Below are 18,050 nucleotides of genomic sequence, written 5' to 3'. Positions count from 1 at the left end.
GGTGGACGGGGTGACGCTCGACATCCTCGGCCGCGTGCGCGGCGGCCGGGCGGACCTGTCGGACGACGCCTGGGATTCCGTCACCGCGGAAATCGTCCTCGACCCAACCCTGCTCGACGAGACGGCCACGCTCGGGCTCGACAGCTTCTCCCACATCACCGTCGTCTTCCACTTCGACCGGCTGGACCCTGCGAAGGTCCAGCGCGGCGCAAGGCGGCCGCGCGGTAACCCGGACTGGCCCGTCACGGGCATCCTGGCGCAGCGCGGATCGCCCCGCCCGAACCGCCTGGGCGTCACCACCTGCCGCTTGCTGAAGGTCGAAGGGCTGACGCTGACCGTGCAGGGGCTGGACGCGGCGGACGGCACGCCGGTGCTCGACATCAAGCCGCACATGCCGGACTTCGACCCGCGGGGCGAGGTCCGTCAGCCGGCCTGGGCCGCGGACCTCATGCGTGGCTACTGGTGACCTTCCCACCGACGACGCCCGCGCGCTGATCCGTGCGGAGGCGCTGCGCCTCGGCTTCGACGCCGTCGGCTTCGCGCGCGCGGAACTCGGCCCGGAGGTGCGGGACCGGCTGGCCGACTTCCTCGCCGCCGGAATGCACGGGGAGATGGGCTGGATGGAGGGCCGCGCCGACCAGCGCGCCCATCCCCAGGCCCTGTGGCCGGAGGCGCTGTCGGTCATCTCCCTCGGCCTGTCCTACGCGCCGGCGGACGACCCGCTCGCCTCCCTCGCTAGGCCGGACCGCGCCACGATCAGCGTCTATGCCCGGCACCGCGACTACCATGACCTCGTGAAGTCGCGGCTGAAGGCGCTCGCCCGCTGGATGGTCGCGCGCTTCGTCGGCAGTGACGTGAAAGTCTTCGTGGACACGGCGCCGGTGGCGGAGAAGCCCCTGGCCCAGCAGTCCGGGCTCGGCTGGCAGGGCAAGCACACGAACCTCGTCTCCCGCGCGCACGGTTCCTGGCTCTTCCTCGGAGAGGTCTACACGACCCTCGCGCTGGAACCCGATGCGCCGCACGCCGACCGCTGTGGCTCCTGCACCCGCTGCCAGGTTGCCTGTCCCACCGACGCCTTCCCCGCTCCCTACCGCCTCGATGCCCGGCGCTGCGTCTCCTACCTCACGATCGAGCATCGCGGCCCGATCCCGGAGGAACTGCGCCCACGCCTGGGCAACCGCATCTATGGCTGCGACGACTGCCTCGCGGTCTGCCCCTGGAACCGCTTCGCCCGGCCCACGGCCGTCCCCGGGCTGGTGGCGCGCGACGACCTGATCGCCCCCCGACTGGCGGAACTCGCCGCGCTGGATGACGCGGCCTTCCGGGCCCGCTTCTCCGGGTCTCCGGTCAAGCGGATCGGGCGTGCGCGCTTCGTGCGGAACGTGCTGAACGCGATCGGCAATTCGGGCGATCCTGCCCTGCGGCCGGTGGCCGAGGCCCTGGCCGCCGATCCCGACCCCGTGGTGGCGGACAGCGCCCGATGGGCCGCGGCGCGCCTGGCCACGGCGCCGGCCCAGGCCTGATCCGCTAGACCAGTTCCACGGCGTAGCGGTGGTCGCGCGTGTCGAGCAGGGACACGCGTAGCTCCACCGGGCGGCCGGCAGCGTCGTAGGTGATCCGCTCGATCACCAGGAGGGGTGCGCCGGGCTCGCGGCCCAGGGCACGCGCTTCCTCGGTGCTCGCCGCGCGGGCGGACAGCGTCTCCTCCGCGCGCACCACGATGATGCCGTGGGCCTGCTGGTAGTGGACGTAGATCTCCGTCTCCAGCCGCTGCGGCGCCAGCGGCAGGCTCAGGCCGGGGAACAACGCGGCAGGCACGACGATCCGCTCCACGATCTGCGGCACGCCGTTGAGGGAGCGGAGCCGTTCGATCCGATGCACCTTCTCCCCGGGCACGAGGCGCAGGCGGACCGCCTCCTCCCCCATGGCGGGACCGGTGGTGATCCCGGTGACCACCGTCTCGGGCCGCACAGGCTTCCCCGAGAGGTCGCGGACGCGGAAAAACTGGCCGAGCGCCTGGGCGCTCGTCTGCTGGGCCACGAAGGTGCCGCGGCCCTGGCGACGCTCGATGAGGTGGCGCCGCTCCAGCCTCGCCAGCGCGCGCCGCAGGGTTCCCGGCGAGACGCCGAGCTCCGAGGCCAGGTCGGGCTCTGCCGGCAGCAGCAGGCCCGGTGGCCAGTCGCCGCGAGCGATCCGATCCGTCAGGATCGCTTCGACCTGTGCGTAAAGGGGACTGGCGCCAGGGCGCCGCATCTCGTTCAAGGGCCTGTCCGCGGGGTGGTGTGGCCGCCCATGCTACCACCGTGCCATCCAAAGCTGCGCGGTAGATTGGCCGACGCAACGCTCAACCATGTCATTCGTTGCGGCATTTACACTCTCCAAAGCCCAAAAATGTCTTGTGTCTTATACAGGACCCGGGCAATGTCCGGCCGCCGCCGTCACGGACGGGCCGGGTTTGGGGAGGAACAGGGGACGGCGTCGGATCCACCGCGATCCGCCGTGTTCGGGCGCGCAGCCGACAGGCGGGCGCGGCGCCGTCACCCACAACGCTTTTGTCCAGCCAGCGCACTTCTCTCCTGACTTCGGAGAGCGTTGCCGTGCCGACTATCGCCCTCGTCACATCGACCACGGACGCGCCCTCACGTCCGGTCATCGCCCCGAGGACCTGAGGGCGGGGACGTCCGACCGTTTGGGCCCATAACATCATGGCCCAGCACGCCCACGCATTCGGACCCTACCTGCTTTCCCCGCACTGGTGGGACTCGGCCTCGCACCGGTCGCTGAAGGGTCCGGCGAACGAACAGAACTCCTCAAGGCCTCGCCGCCGTGACCTTGGTCTGACCCGCCTTAATGCTGCCCCAATCGACGGACCGAGCAGCGCCGGATTTTGTGAATGGCCAACGGAAGCCATGAAGAAGCGGGCAAGATCACTGACGCTTCGGCGACGAATTCAGTAACGCCGGTCATGTCTTCATGGCACAGCAAGTCGTGAATCCGAAATGAGTCAACTTCGGTGAATGCGGCGGCAAGGTGGCGAAACTTTCCCCGGTGCCGTTCGTTTTGGTCCCGCACGGCGCTATGCGTCACTTGGTGTTGCGCGCCTCTTCGACTTGCTGCTAGCCGGGCTGCATGACGCCCGCGCCCCGCCCGTCGGCCCTCACCGGCCGGCAGCCCAACGCGGCGTTCCCGTGCACTTTGCCGCGGAGCGCCCCTCCGACCTCCAACCGCCCGGCCTCAACCCGGCGCTTCTCCCGCCTTCGACAGGTTGCCCTTACCTCCGCGATGACCCTCGCCCTCGGGTCGCTCTCGGGCGGGTGTGCCCGCGCGATGGAGGACCCGCCGGAGATCCCGGCCGCACAGGCCACGCCGGTCGCGGAACTCCCGCCCGGCTCCGGCGACACCGGATCTGCCGCGCTCGTCCCGCCGGTGGCGTCCCAGGTCCCGCCCCAGACCGATCCTGTCCGGGCCGAAGTCGCGGCCGCTGCTCCGCCACCTGATCATCCGGCGCCTCTCGAAGCGTCGCAGGACCCCGGCACCACGCAGCGCCGAGCTATCGTGGCCGCGGCTGCGGGGGACCCTCTGCCTTTGCCTCCACCACCGGCACCCTTGGCCGCGCTGGCCGAGGCCGCGGCGCCCGCCGCCCGCACCCGCCCCGCCCGCGCCGCGCGACGCGTCGCGGTCCGCGGCGGTGAGGCGCGGGCCGCCTGCCTCGCCGCCACCCGGCAGGCCGAGCGCGCCCACCGGATTCCGGAAGGGCTCATGGTGGCCATCGCGCTGGCGGAATCCGGGCTGCACGCCTACGCCATGAACATCGGCGGCCGCTCCCTTTTCCCCGATACGCCGGAGGAAGCGCGGCGCCTCTACGCCGCCGCCCCGCGCGGCGCCTACCTCATGGCAGGCTGCGTGCAGGTGAACGCCCGGGTCCACGCCCGGAACTCCGACTGGCCGCTCGACCCCATGCGCTCCGCCGACTGGGGCGCGGCCTATCTCCGCTCCCATTACCAGCGCACCGGGGACTGGGCGGAGGCCGTCCGCCGCTGGAATGGCGGTCCCATGCGCAACCGGCTGGCCTGCGCCGTGCGGACGAAGCTCGCCATCACCAACCCCGGTTCCAACGCCATGTCCGGCGCCCAGTGCGGCGGCTCCAATGTCGCGCGGGACCGCAGCAACGGCCAGGCGCTTCTCGAGATGGCCGAGGCCGCAGCGCCCTGACCCATGGCTTGATCGGGGCCGTTGGGCCCCGATCTATCGGGGAATGCCTGCCCATCCCGAGACCTGGATGACCGTCACGCCCCTCGGCTTGTATTGCGAGCCGGGGGGTTTCTACGTGGACCCCGCGCGTGCCGTGGACCGGGCCGTGGTCAGCCACGGCCACGCTGACCACGCCCGCCCGGGCCATGCCCATTTGCTCGCCACGCCGGAAACCCTGGCCATCATGCGCGCCCGCTTCGGGGAAGAGCGCTCGGGCGACGTGCAGCAGCCGCTCCCGACGGGACAGACGGTCACCCACAACGGCGTCCGGATCACCCTATTCCCCGCCGGCCACGTGCTCGGTTCCGCCCAGGTGGCGCTGGAATGGAAGGGCAGCCGCATCGTCGTCTCCGGCGACTACAAGCGCCGCCGCGACCCGACCTGCGCGCCCTTCGAGCCGATGGAGTGCGACGTCTTCGTGACCGAGGCGACCTTCGCCCTGCCGGTCTTCCGCCACCCGCCGGCCGACCAAGAGATCCGCCGCCTGCTCGCGAGCGTCTCCCTGTTCCCTGATCGCGCCCACGTCGTCGGCGCCTACGCGCTCGGCAAGACGCAGCGGATCATCGCCCTTTTGCGAGAAGCAGGTTGGGACCGGCCGATCTACCTCCACGGCGCCGTGGAGAAGCTGTGCACGCTCTATGAGGAGCTCGGCATTCCCCTCGGCCCGCTGCTGCCGGTGCCGAAGGGACTGAAGCGCGGCCATCCCCCGATCCTGGCCGGCGAGATCGTCATCGCGCCCCCCAGCGCGGAGGCAACGCCCTGGGCCCGGCGCCTGGCCGATCCGGTGACCTGCGCCGCCTCCGGCTGGATGACGGTGCGCCAGCGCGCGAAGCTGCGCGGGGTGGAGCTGCCGCTCATCGTCTCCGACCACGCCGACTGGGACGAGCTGCTCCAGACGATCGAGGAGGTCCGCGCGCCGGACATCTGGGTGACCCATGGCCGCGACGACGCCCTCGTCCACGCCCTCTCCCTCCGCGGCATCCGCGGCCGCGCCCTTCATCTGGTCGGGCGGGGCGACGAGGAGGATGAGGGAGCCCCAGAGGCCCCGCCGACCGAGGAGGAGGCCGACGCCGCCCGCGCTGCCGCGCTCGCCGAGGCCGGCACAGAGGCGAAGCGCGCGCCATGACGCCCGACGACCTCGACGCCGTCCACCGCGCGGCGGACGAGACCTCCGCGAGCCCGGAGGGAAGGGCCGCGGAGGCCGCGTCACGCCCTCTCGCGCAAGCGGCCGCCCCGACGGCCGCCTCCACCGGCCTGCCCGCCTTCGCGGACCTGCTGGAACGGCTTCTCTTCACCCCCGGCCGCAACGCGAAGGTCGCGCTCATGCGCCGCTGGTTCGCGGAGCAGCCGGATCCCGACCGTGGCGTCGGCCTCGCCGCGCTGACGGGGGAACTGACCTTCACGGCCGCCAAGCCGATGGTCGTGCGCACGCTGGTCGAGAGCCGGGTGGACCCGGTGCTGCTCGCGCTGTCGCACGACTATGTCGGCGACTTCGCCGAGACCGTTGCCCTCATCTGGCCGGAGCGGCACGGCGTGAACGCGCCGCCGCCCTCTCTCAGCGAGGTGGTGGAGGGCCTGGAGCTCGCCTCGCGCGCCGAGGTGCCGGCGCTGCTGGAGGGCTGGCTGGACACGCTGGACGCGGGCGGACGCCTCGCCCTCATCAAGCTCGTGACCGGCGGGCTGCGGGTCGGCGCCTCCGCCCGCCTTGCCAAGACCGCGCTGGCGGAATGGGCGGGCCAGGAGGTCGGCGAGATCGAGGAGGTCTGGCACGCCGTCGCGCCGCCCTACCTTCCCCTCTTCCGCTGGCTGGAGGGGCGCGGCCCCCGTCCCGACCCCGCCGGCGCCCCGGTCTTCCGCCCGCTGATGCTGGCCCACCCGCTGGAGGCCCCGGCCGACATCGCCGCGGTGGAGGCCAACCCCGGCGACTGGCGCGCCGAGTGGAAATGGGACGGCATCCGCGTCCAGCTCACCGCCGGCCCGGGCGGACGCCGTATGTGGTCCCGCACCGGGGAGGACATCTCCAACGGCTTCCCCGAGATCGCAGAGGCGATGGACTTCCACGCCGTGCTGGACGGCGAGCTGCTGGTGGTCCGGGACGGCGTCGTCGCGCCCTTCTCCGACCTGCAGCAGCGTCTGAACCGCAAGGTGATCGGCCCGAAGCTCCTCCGGGACTATCCGGTGCATGTCCGCCTCTACGACCTGCTTCTCGAGGGGGAGGAGGATCTGCGCGCCCTGCCCTTCGATGGCCGCCGCGCGCGGCTGGAAGCCTGGTTCGCGCGCCACGCCCCGCCCCGCATGGACTTGTCGGAAGGAGTGCCGTTCGCGCAGCTGTCGGACCTCTCGGCCCTGCGCGAATCCGCCCGCGCCGCCTCGATCGAGGGGCTGATGCTCAAGCGGGCCGACAGCGCCTATGTGCCGGGCCGCGTGAAGGGGCTGTGGTGGAAGTGGAAGCGCGCGCCGCTCTCGGTCGACGCGGTGCTGATGTACGCGCAGCGCGGTCACGGCAAGCGCAGCAGCTACTACAGCGACTACACCTTCGGCCTCTGGCGCGCGAACGAGGACGGCACGCGGGAACTCGTGCCCGTCGGCAAGGCCTATTCCGGCTTCACCGACCAGGAGCTGGTCTGGCTGGATCGCTGGGTCCGCAACCACACCACCGGCCGCTTCGGCCCGGTGCGGGAGGTGGAGAAAACCTTCGTGCTGGAGGTGATCTTCGACGCCGCCCAGCTCTCGACGCGCCACCGCTCCGGCGTCGCGATGCGCTTCCCCCGCATCGCCCGCCTGCGCCACGACAAGCCGGCGGAGGAGGCGGACCGGCTGGAGACGCTGCTCGCCATGGTGGAGAGCCGCACGCCGGTGGAATGATGTTCCCTCTCCTTTCGCCGGGAGATTGAACGCCGCGCCGACCTGTCGGATGGTTGCGGCGCCGGCGCGATGCCGCCGTGGGGGAGCAGGGGATGGGGATGCGGTTCGTCGGCCTCGGCCTGGCGTCGTTCGTCGTGGCCGGGCTGGCCTTCTGGGCGGGACCGGCGGCGGCGCAGGCGGATCGCCTCTCGCGCGGTGCCTACCTCGTCAACGTCGCCGGCGCCTGCGGCAACTGCCACACGCCCAAGGGCCCGCAAGGCGACCTGCCCGGCCGCGGCCTCGCCGGCGGCATGGTCTTCGAAGAGCCGGTCTTCCGCGCCGTCGCCCCGAACATCACACCCGATCCGGAGACGGGCATCGGCCGCTGGACCGACGCGCAGATCGCCACCGCCATCCGGGAGGGCCGCCGCCCCAACGGCACCATCATCGGCCCGCCCATGCCGATCGAGCTCTACCGCGGCATCTCGGACGAGGACGTGGCGGCGATGGTCGCCTATCTCCGCACCGTCCCGCCGGTGGTGAACCGAGTGGAGCCGTCCCGCTACGACATCCCCCTGCCCGCCTCCTACGGCCCGCCCATCACCGAGCCCGTGCCCGGCCCGGCGAACGACGCGATCTCCCGCGGCGCTTACCTGGCGGGACCGATCGCCCATTGCACGGAATGCCACACGCCGATGGGCGCGGGCGGCCAGCGCGACTGGTCGCAGATCGGCGCCGGCGGGCAGATCTTCTCGGGTCCCTGGGGCAGCGCGGCGGCCGCCAACATCACGCCGACCGGCCTCGGGCGGGTGGAGGATTCACTGATCCTGCGTGCGATCACCCGCGGCATCGCCTTCGACGGCACGCCGCTGCGGCCGCCCATGGGTTACGCCTACTACGCCGGGCTGAGCCAGCAGGACCAGGAGGACCTGCTCGCCTGGCTGCGCAGCCTGCCGCCGCGGTGATCCGGCCTCAACCGCCGTCCACGGCCCGCTCCAGCGCGGCGACGTCGATCTTCACCATGCCCATCATGGCCTTCATCGCCCGCGCGGCGCGGGCGGGGTCGGGGTCCGTCAGCAACTCCGGCAGGCGCCGCGGCACCACCTGCCAGGAGAGGCCGTAGCGGTCCGTCACCCAGCCGCAGGCCACCTCCTTCCCGCCCTCGCCCAGCGCCTCCCAGAAGCGGTCCACCTCGCCCTGGTCCTCGCAGGTGATGGAGAGGGAGACGGCGTGGTTGGGCTGGAACTGCGGGTTGCCGTTCAGGAGCTGCAGCTCCTGGCCGTCCAGCGTGACGGTCGCCAGGATCACGCTGCCGGGCGGGCTCGGCCCCGCCGATCCCGCGCGCAGCATCCGGCCCTGCTCGGCCGGGCGGCCGCCGTGGCGGAAGGCCGCGACATAGAAGGCCGCCGCCTCCTCGGCCTGATCGGCGAGCCAGAGGCAGGTCGAGAATCCGGGCATCGTCCCCTCCCCTCAGGCCGCGGATTGCTGCGCACGCCAGGCGTCGAAGGCCGCCAGGTCCATCCACATCACCTCCCAGATGTGCCCGTCCGGGTCCTCGAAAGCGCGCCCATACATGAAGCCGTAATCCTGCTTCGGCGCCGGGTCCGCCCCGCCCCCGGCCGCGGCCGCGGCTCCCACCATCTCGTCTACCGCCACCTTGCTCTCGGCGGAGAGGCAGAGCAGCACCTCCGTCGCCTTGCGGGCGTCGGCGATCGGGCGCGGGGTGAACCCGCCGAACTTCGCGTGCGTCAGCAGCATCACGGTGATCGTCTCGGAGATCACCATGCAGGCGCCGGTGTCGTCGCTGAAGCGCAGCTCCTTCCGGGCGCCGATGGCCTCGTAGAAGGCGATCGCCCGTGTCAGGTCGGCGACGGGAAGGTTCACGAAGATCATGCGGGCCATGCGGCGTCCCCATCTGTACCCCCGGATGACGCCCGAGCCCGCCCCCTGCCGACAAGCCCCGGCCGGAAATCTTCACGTCCTTGACCTTCCCACGATGGGAAGCCCCATCTGAGCGGGCGGAAGGACACCCCGATGAGCGTCACCGAAGCCCCTGCCCGCCTCTCCCTGCCCGTGGAGGGCATGACCTGCGCCGGTTGCGCCGGCCGCGTGGAGCGCGCCCTGGCCGCCGTGCCGGGTGTCACCGCAGCCTCCGTCAACCTCGCGACCCGCCGCGCCCTGGTGGAGGGCGAGGCTCTGGACCCCGCCGCCCTGCGCGCTGCCGTGGCCGCGGCCGGCTACGCCTCACCGGAAGCGGTGACCGAGGTCGCGGTGGAAGGCATGCATTGCGCCGGCTGCACCGGGCGGGTGGAGCGCGCTCTCGCGGCGCTGCCGGGCGTCCACGCGACCTCGGTGAACCTTGCGACCCGGCGCGCCACGCTGCGCCACGACCCCGGCGCGCCGGACCGGCCGACGATCGAGGAGGCGATCCGGAAGGCCGGCTACGCTCCCATGGCGGACGCGCCGCCGCCCGCCGCAGACGTTCACGCCGCGGCGGCCCCGCACGTCCATCACGCCGCCCCGCCCGAGGCCGGGGAGGAAGCGGGGCTGCGGCGCGACACGATCCTGGCGATGGCCCTCGCCGCGCCGCTCTTCCTCGTGGAGATGAGCGGCCACCTGTTCCCGGCCCTGCACCACGCGGTGGGCGGCGCGACCTGGCGCTGGATCGCGCTCGCCCTCGCCACGGCCGCCCTTTTCGGACCCGGCCTACGCTTCCACCGGATCGGGTGGCGCGCCCTCTTCCGCGGCGCGCCGGAGATGAATTCCCTCGTCGCCCTCGGCACGGCGGCGGCCTGGGCCTACTCCGCTGTCGTCACCGTCGCGCCGGGTCTCGTGCCTACCGATGGGCGTCATGTTTATTTCGAGGCGGCGGCGGTGATCGTGGCCCTCGTCCTGCTGGGCCGCTGGCTGGAGGCCCGTTCCCGCGGCCGCGCCTCCGCCGCCATCCGCCACCTGCTGGACCTGCAGCCCCCGACGGCGCGGGTCGAGCGGGCACGAGGGGAAGAGGAGATCCCAGCCGCCTCCCTGCGGCTCGGCGATGTCTTCCTCCTTCGCCCGGGTGAGCGGGTGCCGACCGACGGCACCGTGCTGGATGGCGATTCGCACCTCGACGAGAGCATGGTGACCGGCGAGTCCATCCCAGTGCGGAAGGCCGCCGGCGATGCGGTGGTGGGCGGCACGGTGAACGGCGCCGGCGCGCTGCGCGTGCGCGCCACGGCCGTGGGGTCCGCGACGGTGTTGGCCCGGATCGTCCGGCTGGTCGAGGAGGCACAAGGGGGCAAGCTGCCGATCCAGGCGCTGGCGGACCGGGTGACGCGATGGTTCGTCCCCGCCGTCATGGCGGTTGCGGCCCTGACCTTCCTCGGCTGGCTTTGGCTCGGCCCGAACCTGCCGCACGCGCTGGTCGCGGCGGTCGCGGTGCTCATCATCGCCTGCCCCTGCGCCATGGGGCTGGCGACGCCGATCTCCGTCATGGTCGGCACCGGCCGCGGGGCGGAGCTCGGCGTGCTGTTCCGTCGCGGCGCCGCGCTCCAGTCGCTGCAGGACGTCTCGGTGGTGGCGCTCGACAAGACCGGCACGCTGACCGAGGGCCGCCCCGCCCTGACCGACCTCGTCCCCGCTCCGGGCTTCACCGCGGAGGAGGTGCTGCCCCTGGTCGCCTCCGCCGAGGCGCGGAGCGAGCACCCCATCGCGGCCGCCATCCGCGACGCCGCCGCCCGGCGCGGCCTGCCGGTCCCCGCCGTCACCGATTTCGCGACCATCCCGGGCGGAGGCGTGCGCGCGACCGTGACGGGACACCGCGTGGAGGTCGGAACGGATCGGTTCCTGACCTCTCTCGGCGTGGATGTGGCCCCCCTCTCGGCCGAGGCGGCGCGGCTGGCCGATGCCGGACGCACCCCGATCCTTGCCGCGGTGAACGGGCGGCTGGCGGCGGTGCTGGCCGTGGCGGATCCCTTGAAGCCGACGAGCGCGCCCGCCCTCGCCGCGCTGCGGCAGCTCGGCGTGGGCGCCGCCATGGTGACCGGAGACAACCGCCGCACCGCGCAGGCCGTGGCGGCCCCGCTCGGCATCTCCGAGGTCGTGGCGGAGGTCCGGCCGGAGGAGAAGGTGGACACCCTCCGTCGCCTGCGCGCGGGCGGTCGCCGTGTTGCCTTCGTCGGCGACGGCATCAACGACGCCCCGGCCCTCGCCGCCGCCGATATCGGGATCGCGGTGGGCACCGGCACCGACATCGCGATCGAGAGCGCGGAGGTCGTGCTGATGGCCGGCGACCTGCGCGGCGTCGCGACCGCCGTGGCCCTGTCCCGCGCGACGTTGCGGAACATCCGGCAGAACCTCGCCTGGGCCTTCGGCTACAACGTGGTGCTGATCCCGGTGGCGATGGCCGGGCTGCTGTCCCCCGTGCTGGCCGCAGCCGCCATGGCGCTGTCGAGCGTGTTCGTCGTTGGCAACGCCCTCCGCCTGCGCGGCTTCCGTGCGCCGTTGATGGGCACGGGGGCGGCGCCATGAAGATCGGGGAAGCCGCCGCCGCTTCCGGCGTCTCAGCGAAGATGATCCGGCATTACGAGGCGGTGGGGCTCCTCCCCGCCGCCGCGCGCCGGGACTCCGGCTACCGCGACTACGGGGACGCGGAGGTCCACGCCCTGCGCTTCGTCCGCCGCGCGCGGGACCTCGGCTTCAGCATCGCCGAGATCCGGGAGCTGCTCGCCCTCTGGGGCGACCGGGCGCGGACGAGCGCCGAGGTGAAGCGCCTCGCCCTGGCCCATGTGGAGGCGCTGGAGGCGAAGGCCCGGGACCTCTCGGTCATGGCGGCCACGCTGCGGCACCTGGCTACGCACTGCCACGGCGACGGGCGGCCGGACTGCCCCATCCTGGACGATCTGGCGGGTGAGGCACCGGAAGGGGCGGCGCGGTCCTGAAAAGCGGGTCGTCGCTCCGGCCCAGCCGAGGCCGCCCAGCGCCGTGCCGGGCCGGCAACCGCGTTGGGCGGATGCTCAGCCCGGATTGTCGATCCCGGGAGGATGCAGCGCGGCGGGCGACTCCCCCGCCGCGTCGCGCCACAGCAGCACCAGCACGGCCATGACCGCCGGGCCGACGAACAGGCCGAGCAACCCGAAGGCCTCCACCCCACCCAGGATGCCCAGCAGGACCCAGAGAAAGGGCAGCCGCGTCGCTCCGCCGATCAGCGCAGGGCGGATCGCATGGTCCGCGACGAAGAGCACGAGCGCGCCGAAGGCGAAGACCCCGATGGCCGCCGCCAGCTTCCCGGCCGCCAGCAGCAGCAGGGCCGCTGCTCCGAAGACCACCGGCGCCGCGAAGGGAATCATCGCCGCGACCCCGGTGAGCGCGCCCAGCAGCACGGGATGCGGCACGCCCGCCACCGCGTAGGCGATCCCGAGCAGCACACCCTCCCCGAGCCCGACCAGGACCAGCCCGCTCACCGTGCCGCGCACGGAGGCCGTCACCTGGTCCGCGACCCGGTGGGAGCCCGGGCCGAAGAGGCGGTCCGCCACGCGGTGAACCTGATCCGCCAGCACATCCCCGTCTCGGAACAGGAAGAAGAGGGCCAGGAGCGCGAAGCCGAAGAGCACGGCCCGGTGGAGCAGCGCCCCGCCGAATTGGCGCCCGAGGCCGATCAGCTCGCCCTCCCCCAGCCGGTGCAGGAAGGCGGTGCCCGCCTCTGGCGCGGCGAGGGTCTCGTTCCACCATCCCGTCGCCCATTCGCCGACGAGCGGCAGGGTGGCCACCCAGTCTGGCGCGGCGGCGCCGTGCTCCCGGATCTCCGCGAACCAGCGCAGGGCGTTCGCCGCCTCCCGCGCCAGCTGCAGGCCGGCGAGGCCGAGCGGGATGAGGAAAAGGAAGGCGAGCGCGGCCGTGGCCAGGGTCGGCAGCAGGACGCGGGAGGGTCGGGACCGCCGCTCCTGCGCCCGCCGGTAGAGCGGCCAGGTCGCGACCGCCAGGATCACCGCCCAGACGAGGGCGGGCAGGAATCCATGGATGATCCAGCCGCCGAGGAGCACCAGCCCGAGGAGGAGACCCACCCGCGCCGCGAGGCGCAGGCCCGGGGAGAGAAGCGGCGGCGGCATGTCCATCGGGCGCAGACTGCCGGAAGTTGCCCCGGCGCGCGACGGAGTCTCAGCCCGCCCCCGCCGCCTCCAGGGACGCCCTGACCGCCGCTTCCACGCGCAGGGCGGCATCCAGCGCGGCGCGGCCGGCGGCCCCGTCCGCCTCCACCGGCGCCCCGTCCAGGCAGGCGGCGGCGTAGGCGGCGTGCTCCGCCTCCAGGCTGTCGCTGTCGGCCCAGGTCTCGCGGGAGAGGCCGTGGCCGGGCACCTGCTCGACTGGCTCGCCCTCTCCCTTGCGGACCCAGAACATCTCCCGCTTCAGGTGGTCCAGGTTGAGGTAGCCGGCGTCCCCGAAGAGGCGCAGGCGCCGCTCCATGTGGAGGGACACGCGGCTGGCGGTGATGGTGGCCACCGACCCGTTGCCGAAGCGCAGCCGGGCATTGGCGATGTCCAGGGTGGGCGAGGCGACGCTCGATCCCACCGCATCAACTCCGACCAGCGGGGCACCGGTGATGGCCAATGCCAGGTCCAGGTCGTGGATCATCAGGTCCAGCACCACGGACACGTCCAGGCTGCGCGGGCGGAAGGGGGCGATGCGGAGCATCTCCAGGTAGAGCGGCCGCCCGACCCGCGCGGCGAGCCCGCCCCCCGCGCGAAGGGCCCGCATCCCCGCGGAGAAGCGCTCGATCTGCCCGACCTGCAGGACCACGCCCTTCGCCTTCGCCAGGGCGACCAGGGCGTCCGCCTCGGCCAGGGTGGCGGCGATGGGCTTCTCCACCAGCACGTGCCGGCCGGCGGAGAGCGCGGCCTCGGCCAGGCCGTGGTGGAACGCCGTGGGGGCCGCGACGATGACGGCCTGGGCGGCCGCGATGACCGCCTCCGCGGACAAAGCCGGGCAGCCGGCCTCCCCGGCGACCGAGGCGGCCCTGGCCGGGTCGGCATCGTGCAGGCCGACCAGCTCGATCCGGGCGCCCTTCGCCGCCTTCAGGGCGTGGAAGCGCCCGAAATGCCCGGCGCCCAGAACCCCGACCCGCAGCCGCATCATCCGCCCCTTACCTGAGATCGGCCGGGTCCTTAACCCGTGCGCGGCCCCGGTGGAAACGCCGCCTGCCCGCCGGTTTCGCCGAGGGTTGCATCGGGGGCGGCCGGGACGCATGTTCCGGCCGGTTTCGGGGCGCCCCCGCGCAGGGGCGCCCGCCGGCATATCTGCCAATCTGGGGGGCCGCCTCGGCCATGCTGTACTTCGCGCGGTGGAAGGTCGCCGCGATCCTCGGCGTCGTGGCGCTGGGCCTGCTGCTCTGCATCCCGAACCTCGTGCCCAAGTCGTCGCTGCCCACTTGGGCCCGGCAGATCTCGCTCGGCCTCGACCTGCGCGGCGGGTCCTACCTCCTGCTGGAGGTGGACCTGAACGCCGTGGTGCGGGAGCGGGTGGAGAGCCTGACGGACGGCGCCCGCACCCGGCTCCGCACGGCCAATATCGGCTACGTCAACCTCGCGGCGGACCCGAACAACCGCCGCATGTCCTTCCGTGTCCGCGAAGCGGCGCAGGCGGAGGCCGCCGCGACCCAGCTGCGGGAGCTGGCGAACCCCGTGCCCGTCCGCGGATCCCAGACCGGCGCGACCCAGCCCGACATCGAGGTGGCGACCACGCCGGATGGCACGGTGACGGCCACCCTGTCCGAGGCGGCGCTGATTGCCCGCGCCTCCGGCGCGGTGGAGCAGTCCATCGAGATCGTCCGCCGCCGCATCGACGAGACCGGCGTGGCCGAGGCGCTGATCGCCCGCCAGGGGCAGAACCGCATCCTCGTCCAGCTTCCGGGCGTCGAGGACCCGAACCGGATCAAGGACCTGCTGGGCCGCACGGCCCGCATGACCTTCCACCTGCTGGACGAGACGGCGAACCCGAACGCCGGCACCGCCCCGCCCCCCGGCGTGCAGTTCCTGCAGGGCGAGGAGCGCGGCGGGCAGCAGACCGGCCGCTACGCCGTGCGCCGCCGCGTGGAGGTGGACGGCGCGAACCTGTCCGACGCCCGCGCCGGCCAGGACAGCCGCAACGGCGAGTGGGTGGTGAACTTCGCCTTCGATTCCATCGGCACCCGCCGCTTCTCCGAGACGACGCGCCAGAATGTGGGCCGTCCCTTCGCGATCGTGCTGGACGAGAAGGTGATCACCGCCCCCGTCATCCGGGAGCCGATCACCGGCGGCCGCGGCCAGATCAGCGGCTCCTTCACCGCGCGCACCGCGAACGACCTGGCGGTGCTGCTGCGCGCGGGCGCCCTGCCCGCCCCGCTGACGGTGGTGGAGGAGCGGACGGTCGGACCGGAGCTGGGTGCCGACGCCATCCGGGCCGGGACCATCTCCCTGGCCGCGGGTGCGGTCTTCGTCTTCCTCTACATGGGCTTCGCCTATGGGCTGCTCGGCTGGTTCGCTAACGTCGCTCTGCTGATCAACCTCATGCTGATGATGGCGGCGCTCTCCCTGCTGGAGGCGACGCTCACGCTGCCCGGCATCGCGGGCATCGTGCTGACCCTCGGTACTGCGCTGGACGCGAACATCCTCATCAACGAGCGCATCCGGGAAGAGACCCGGGCCGGGCGACCGCCCGTCAACGCGCTGGAGGCCGGCTTCACCAAGGCGTCCGGCACCATCATGGACAGCAACCTCACGAACCTGATCGCCATGGGTTGCCTCTATGCCTTCGGCTCCGGGCCGGTGAAGGGTTTCGCCGTGACGGTCGCGATCGGTACGGTCGTGCAGATGTGGACGGCGACGACGCTCGTGCGGCTGCTCGTCTCCTGGTGGTACCGCGCGCGCCGCCCGCGCGAGCTGCCGGTGTAAGGGGAACACGCCATGCTCCGCATCCTCATGCGCCCCCTGTTCCGCCTCGTTCCCGACGATACGCGCATCCCCTTCATGCGCGGGCGGATCATGGGCCTCGTCGTCTCGGCGATCCTCTCCTCCGCCTCGGTCGTGCTCGCCTTCTACCCGGGCCTGGAGAAGGGCATCGACTTCAAGGGCGGCATCATCATGGAGGCCCGCACGCCCGGCGCGGCCGATCTCGGCCAGCTCCGCACGGCGGTGTCGAACCTCAACCTCGGCGATGTCGGCATCCAGGAGTTCGGCGACGCTTCCACCGTGCTGATCCGCCTGCCCGTGCAGGGGGAGGAGGCGGCGACGCAGCAGGCCGTCTCCCGCGTGCGCGGCGCGCTGGACCAGGCGGCCCCCGGCACCCGCATCCTCCGAACCGAGGCGGTCGGCAACCGCGTCTCGGACGAGCTCTTCCAGGGCGGGCTGATCGCGCTGGCGATCTCGCTCGGCGCGATGCTGGTCTACATCTGGTTCCGCTTCGAGTGGCAGTTCGCGGTGGGCGCCATCGCGACGCTCATCCTCGACACGACGAAGGTCGTCGGCTTCCTCGCGGTGACGCGGATCGAGTTCTCCCTCACCTCGATCGCCGCGATCCTGACGATCATCGGCTTCTCCGCGAACGACAAGGTCGTGGTCTACGACCGGATGCGGGAGAACCTGCGCAAGTTCAAGACGATGCCGCTGCGGGAGCTGATCGACCGATCGATCAACGAGACGCTGAACCGCACCCTCGGCACCTCCATGACGCTCTTCCTCTCGGCCCTGCCGCTGGCGCTGTTCGGCGGAGACGCCCTCTCGGGCTTTGCCTGGACGATGCTCTTCGGCATCGTCGTCTCCGCCTCCTCCTCGATCTTCATCGCGGCGCCGATCCTTCTCTTCCTCGGGGAGAACCGGCTGCGGCGGGGGACGGAGGCCGTGGCGAAGCCGGCGGCACCGGCGCGCGCCGCGGCGCCGCGGGCGGCGACCGAGCCGTGACCGGCGCCGGGCGGCGCGCCCTCCTCGCCACCGGCCTGGCGGGGCTGGCCCGGCCGCTCGCCGCCCAGTCGCCGACCGATCGCTTCTCCCTTCCCGCGCCCCGCCCCCGCAGCATCAGCCTGCTCGTGGGCGCCCCTGGCGGCAGCGCGGCGGATCGCTGGGTCCGCGGCTTCGCCCCCTTCCTCGAGCGGCACCTGCCGAGGGTGGGTGTCACCGTCGCCAACCGCGTCGGCGACGGTGGCCTCACCGCGATCCGGGAGCTGGCGGAATCGCCGGCAGACGGCACGGTCCTGGGCTACGCGGCCACACCCTTCATCCTGGCCCGCATGGTCGAGCGGGACGCGACGGGGCTCCTCGGCAAGCTCCGCCTCGTCGGCGCCGTGACTGAGGAGCCGGTGGTGCTGGTGGCCGTGCCGGGGACCGAGATCACCGCCCTGACGGGGCGCGGCCGGGCCTCGCCCGACCGACCGCTGGCTCTTCCGCCGCCCAGCAGCGCCGCCGCCCATGCCGCGACCCAGGTCGAGGCGGAGCTGCCGCTGTCGCAGCTCCATTTTCCCTCGGCCGGGGCGGCGCGGATGGCAACGCTGGCCGGCAACGCCGCCGCCGCCTTCCTGACCCTGCCCGAGTGCATCGTCGCGTTGCGGGACGGCAGGCTCGTCGCCCTGGGCGTCGCCACGGCGGAGCGCACGCCGCTCCTGCCCGACGTCCCGACGCTGACCGAGACGGGCGTGCCGCTCGTCGCCTCGGTGCAGCGGGGCTTCGCATTGCCAGCAGGGGCGGTGCGCGACGTGGTGGACGAGATGGCCGGCGCTCTCCGCGCCTCCACGGCCGATCCGGAGTTCGCGGCCCAGTCCGAGACGTTCGGCGCCGCGCCGCGGGCCCTTGGCTCCCGCGGGTGGGGCGAGGTGATCGCGCGGGATCTGGCGAGCCTGCGGCTTCGCTGGGAGACGGCGCCCTGGCCCGTTTCCCGTGGCTGAGCCGGTGTAACTGCCATCATTCCGCCGCGCTTCTGAAAGAGTATTGTCCAAATTGAGAGTTTAGTTATAT

At 72.9% G+C, this 18,050-nt stretch carries 16 protein-coding genes; 11 read left to right on the top strand and 5 right to left on the bottom strand.

What is annotated here, in order from left to right; genetic code table 11:
- The first annotated feature begins 10 nt into the window (after positions 1-10).
- A complete protein-coding gene (locus ACP6CK_RS00360) occupies positions 11-466 on the top strand; it encodes an SAM-dependent methyltransferase (RefSeq protein ID WP_426956787.1) in 456 nt (151 codons plus the stop codon).
- The gene (queG, locus tag ACP6CK_RS00355) at positions 453-1,523 is read left to right on the top strand and encodes a tRNA epoxyqueuosine(34) reductase QueG (protein ID WP_426956786.1); all 1,071 of its coding nucleotides are present in this window, start codon (positions 453-455) and stop codon (positions 1,521-1,523) included. Before ACP6CK_RS00360 ends, queG begins: the two co-directional genes overlap by 14 nt.
- A gap of 4 nt (positions 1,524-1,527) precedes the next feature.
- On the opposite strand, the gene ACP6CK_RS00350 is transcribed toward queG, so the two are convergent.
- Positions 1,528-2,253 carry a GntR family transcriptional regulator gene (locus tag ACP6CK_RS00350; protein ID WP_426959837.1) on the bottom strand — a complete coding sequence of 242 codons (726 nt, stop codon included), beginning with the start codon at positions 2,251-2,253 and terminating at the stop codon, positions 1,528-1,530.
- 1,029 nt (positions 2,254-3,282) lie between these two features.
- Here ACP6CK_RS00350 and ACP6CK_RS00345 point away from each other — a divergent pair.
- From ACP6CK_RS00345 to ACP6CK_RS00330, 4 genes are all read left to right on the top strand, one after another.
- Positions 3,283-4,212, top strand: coding sequence for a transglycosylase SLT domain-containing protein (locus tag ACP6CK_RS00345; RefSeq protein WP_426956785.1), 930 nt, complete (start codon positions 3,283-3,285; stop codon positions 4,210-4,212).
- 67 nt (positions 4,213-4,279) lie between these two features.
- Positions 4,280-5,377, top strand: a complete 1,098-nt coding sequence (locus ACP6CK_RS00340; RefSeq protein ID WP_426956784.1) for a ligase-associated DNA damage response exonuclease — start codon at positions 4,280-4,282, stop codon at positions 5,375-5,377.
- Between the two features lie 128 nt (positions 5,378-5,505).
- Positions 5,506-7,116, top strand: a complete 1,611-nt coding sequence (locus ACP6CK_RS00335; RefSeq protein ID WP_426959835.1) for a cisplatin damage response ATP-dependent DNA ligase — start codon at positions 5,506-5,508, stop codon at positions 7,114-7,116.
- 98 nt (positions 7,117-7,214) lie between these two features.
- Positions 7,215-8,060, top strand: coding sequence for a c-type cytochrome (locus tag ACP6CK_RS00330; RefSeq protein ID WP_426956783.1), 846 nt, complete (start codon positions 7,215-7,217; stop codon positions 8,058-8,060).
- A gap of 7 nt (positions 8,061-8,067) precedes the next feature.
- On the opposite strand, the gene ACP6CK_RS00325 is transcribed toward ACP6CK_RS00330, so the two are convergent.
- Both ACP6CK_RS00325 and ACP6CK_RS00320 read right to left on the bottom strand, forming a co-directional pair.
- The gene (locus ACP6CK_RS00325) at positions 8,068-8,553 is read right to left on the bottom strand and encodes a VOC family protein (protein WP_426956782.1); all 486 of its coding nucleotides are present in this window, start codon (positions 8,551-8,553) and stop codon (positions 8,068-8,070) included.
- A gap of 12 nt (positions 8,554-8,565) precedes the next feature.
- A complete protein-coding gene (locus ACP6CK_RS00320) occupies positions 8,566-8,997 on the bottom strand; it encodes a VOC family protein (RefSeq protein ID WP_426956781.1) in 432 nt (143 codons plus the stop codon).
- Positions 8,998-9,129: 132 nt separating this feature from the next.
- Between ACP6CK_RS00320 and ACP6CK_RS00315 the strand changes: the two genes are divergently transcribed.
- Entirely contained in the window at positions 9,130-11,604 is a 2,475-nt protein-coding gene (locus ACP6CK_RS00315) for a heavy metal translocating P-type ATPase (RefSeq protein ID WP_426956780.1), read from the top strand.
- Positions 11,601-12,014, top strand: a complete 414-nt coding sequence (cueR, locus tag ACP6CK_RS00310) for a Cu(I)-responsive transcriptional regulator (RefSeq protein ID WP_426956779.1) — start codon at positions 11,601-11,603, stop codon at positions 12,012-12,014. Before ACP6CK_RS00315 ends, cueR begins: the two co-directional genes overlap by 4 nt.
- A 75-nt stretch (positions 12,015-12,089) precedes the next feature.
- On the opposite strand, the gene ACP6CK_RS00305 is transcribed toward cueR, so the two are convergent.
- Both ACP6CK_RS00305 and ACP6CK_RS00300 read right to left on the bottom strand, forming a co-directional pair.
- Entirely contained in the window at positions 12,090-13,187 is a 1,098-nt protein-coding gene (locus ACP6CK_RS00305) for an AI-2E family transporter (protein ID WP_426956778.1), read from the bottom strand.
- A 43-nt stretch (positions 13,188-13,230) separates the two neighbouring features.
- Positions 13,231-14,202 (bottom strand): Gfo/Idh/MocA family protein, encoded by a 972-nt coding sequence (locus ACP6CK_RS00300; protein ID WP_426959834.1) that lies wholly within the window; start codon positions 14,200-14,202, stop codon positions 13,231-13,233.
- Positions 14,203-14,393: 191 nt separating this feature from the next.
- Here ACP6CK_RS00300 and secD point away from each other — a divergent pair, with 191 nt between their 5' ends.
- The 3 genes from secD to ACP6CK_RS00285 are packed head-to-tail and all read left to right on the top strand — an operon-like array spanning position 14,394 to position 17,980.
- Complete coding sequence (secD, locus tag ACP6CK_RS00295; RefSeq protein WP_426956777.1) at positions 14,394-15,998, top strand: protein translocase subunit SecD; 1,605 nt, start codon at positions 14,394-14,396, stop codon at positions 15,996-15,998.
- 21 nt (positions 15,999-16,019) lie between these two features.
- A complete protein-coding gene (secF, locus tag ACP6CK_RS00290) occupies positions 16,020-17,003 on the top strand; it encodes a protein translocase subunit SecF (protein WP_426959833.1) in 984 nt (327 codons plus the stop codon).
- Entirely contained in the window at positions 17,000-17,980 is a 981-nt protein-coding gene (locus tag ACP6CK_RS00285; protein ID WP_426956776.1) for a tripartite tricarboxylate transporter substrate-binding protein, read from the top strand. The genes secF and ACP6CK_RS00285 overlap by 4 nt, the downstream gene beginning before the upstream one ends.
- Positions 17,981-18,050: the final 70 nt, after the last annotated feature.

The sequence above is a fragment of the Muricoccus radiodurans genome (genome assembly GCF_050154705.1).
Lineage (GTDB): Bacteria > Pseudomonadota > Alphaproteobacteria > Acetobacterales > Acetobacteraceae > Roseomonas > Roseomonas radiodurans.
The sequence above is the reverse complement of the archived record's forward strand: the minus strand, read 5'-3'. Positions and strand labels throughout refer to the sequence as shown.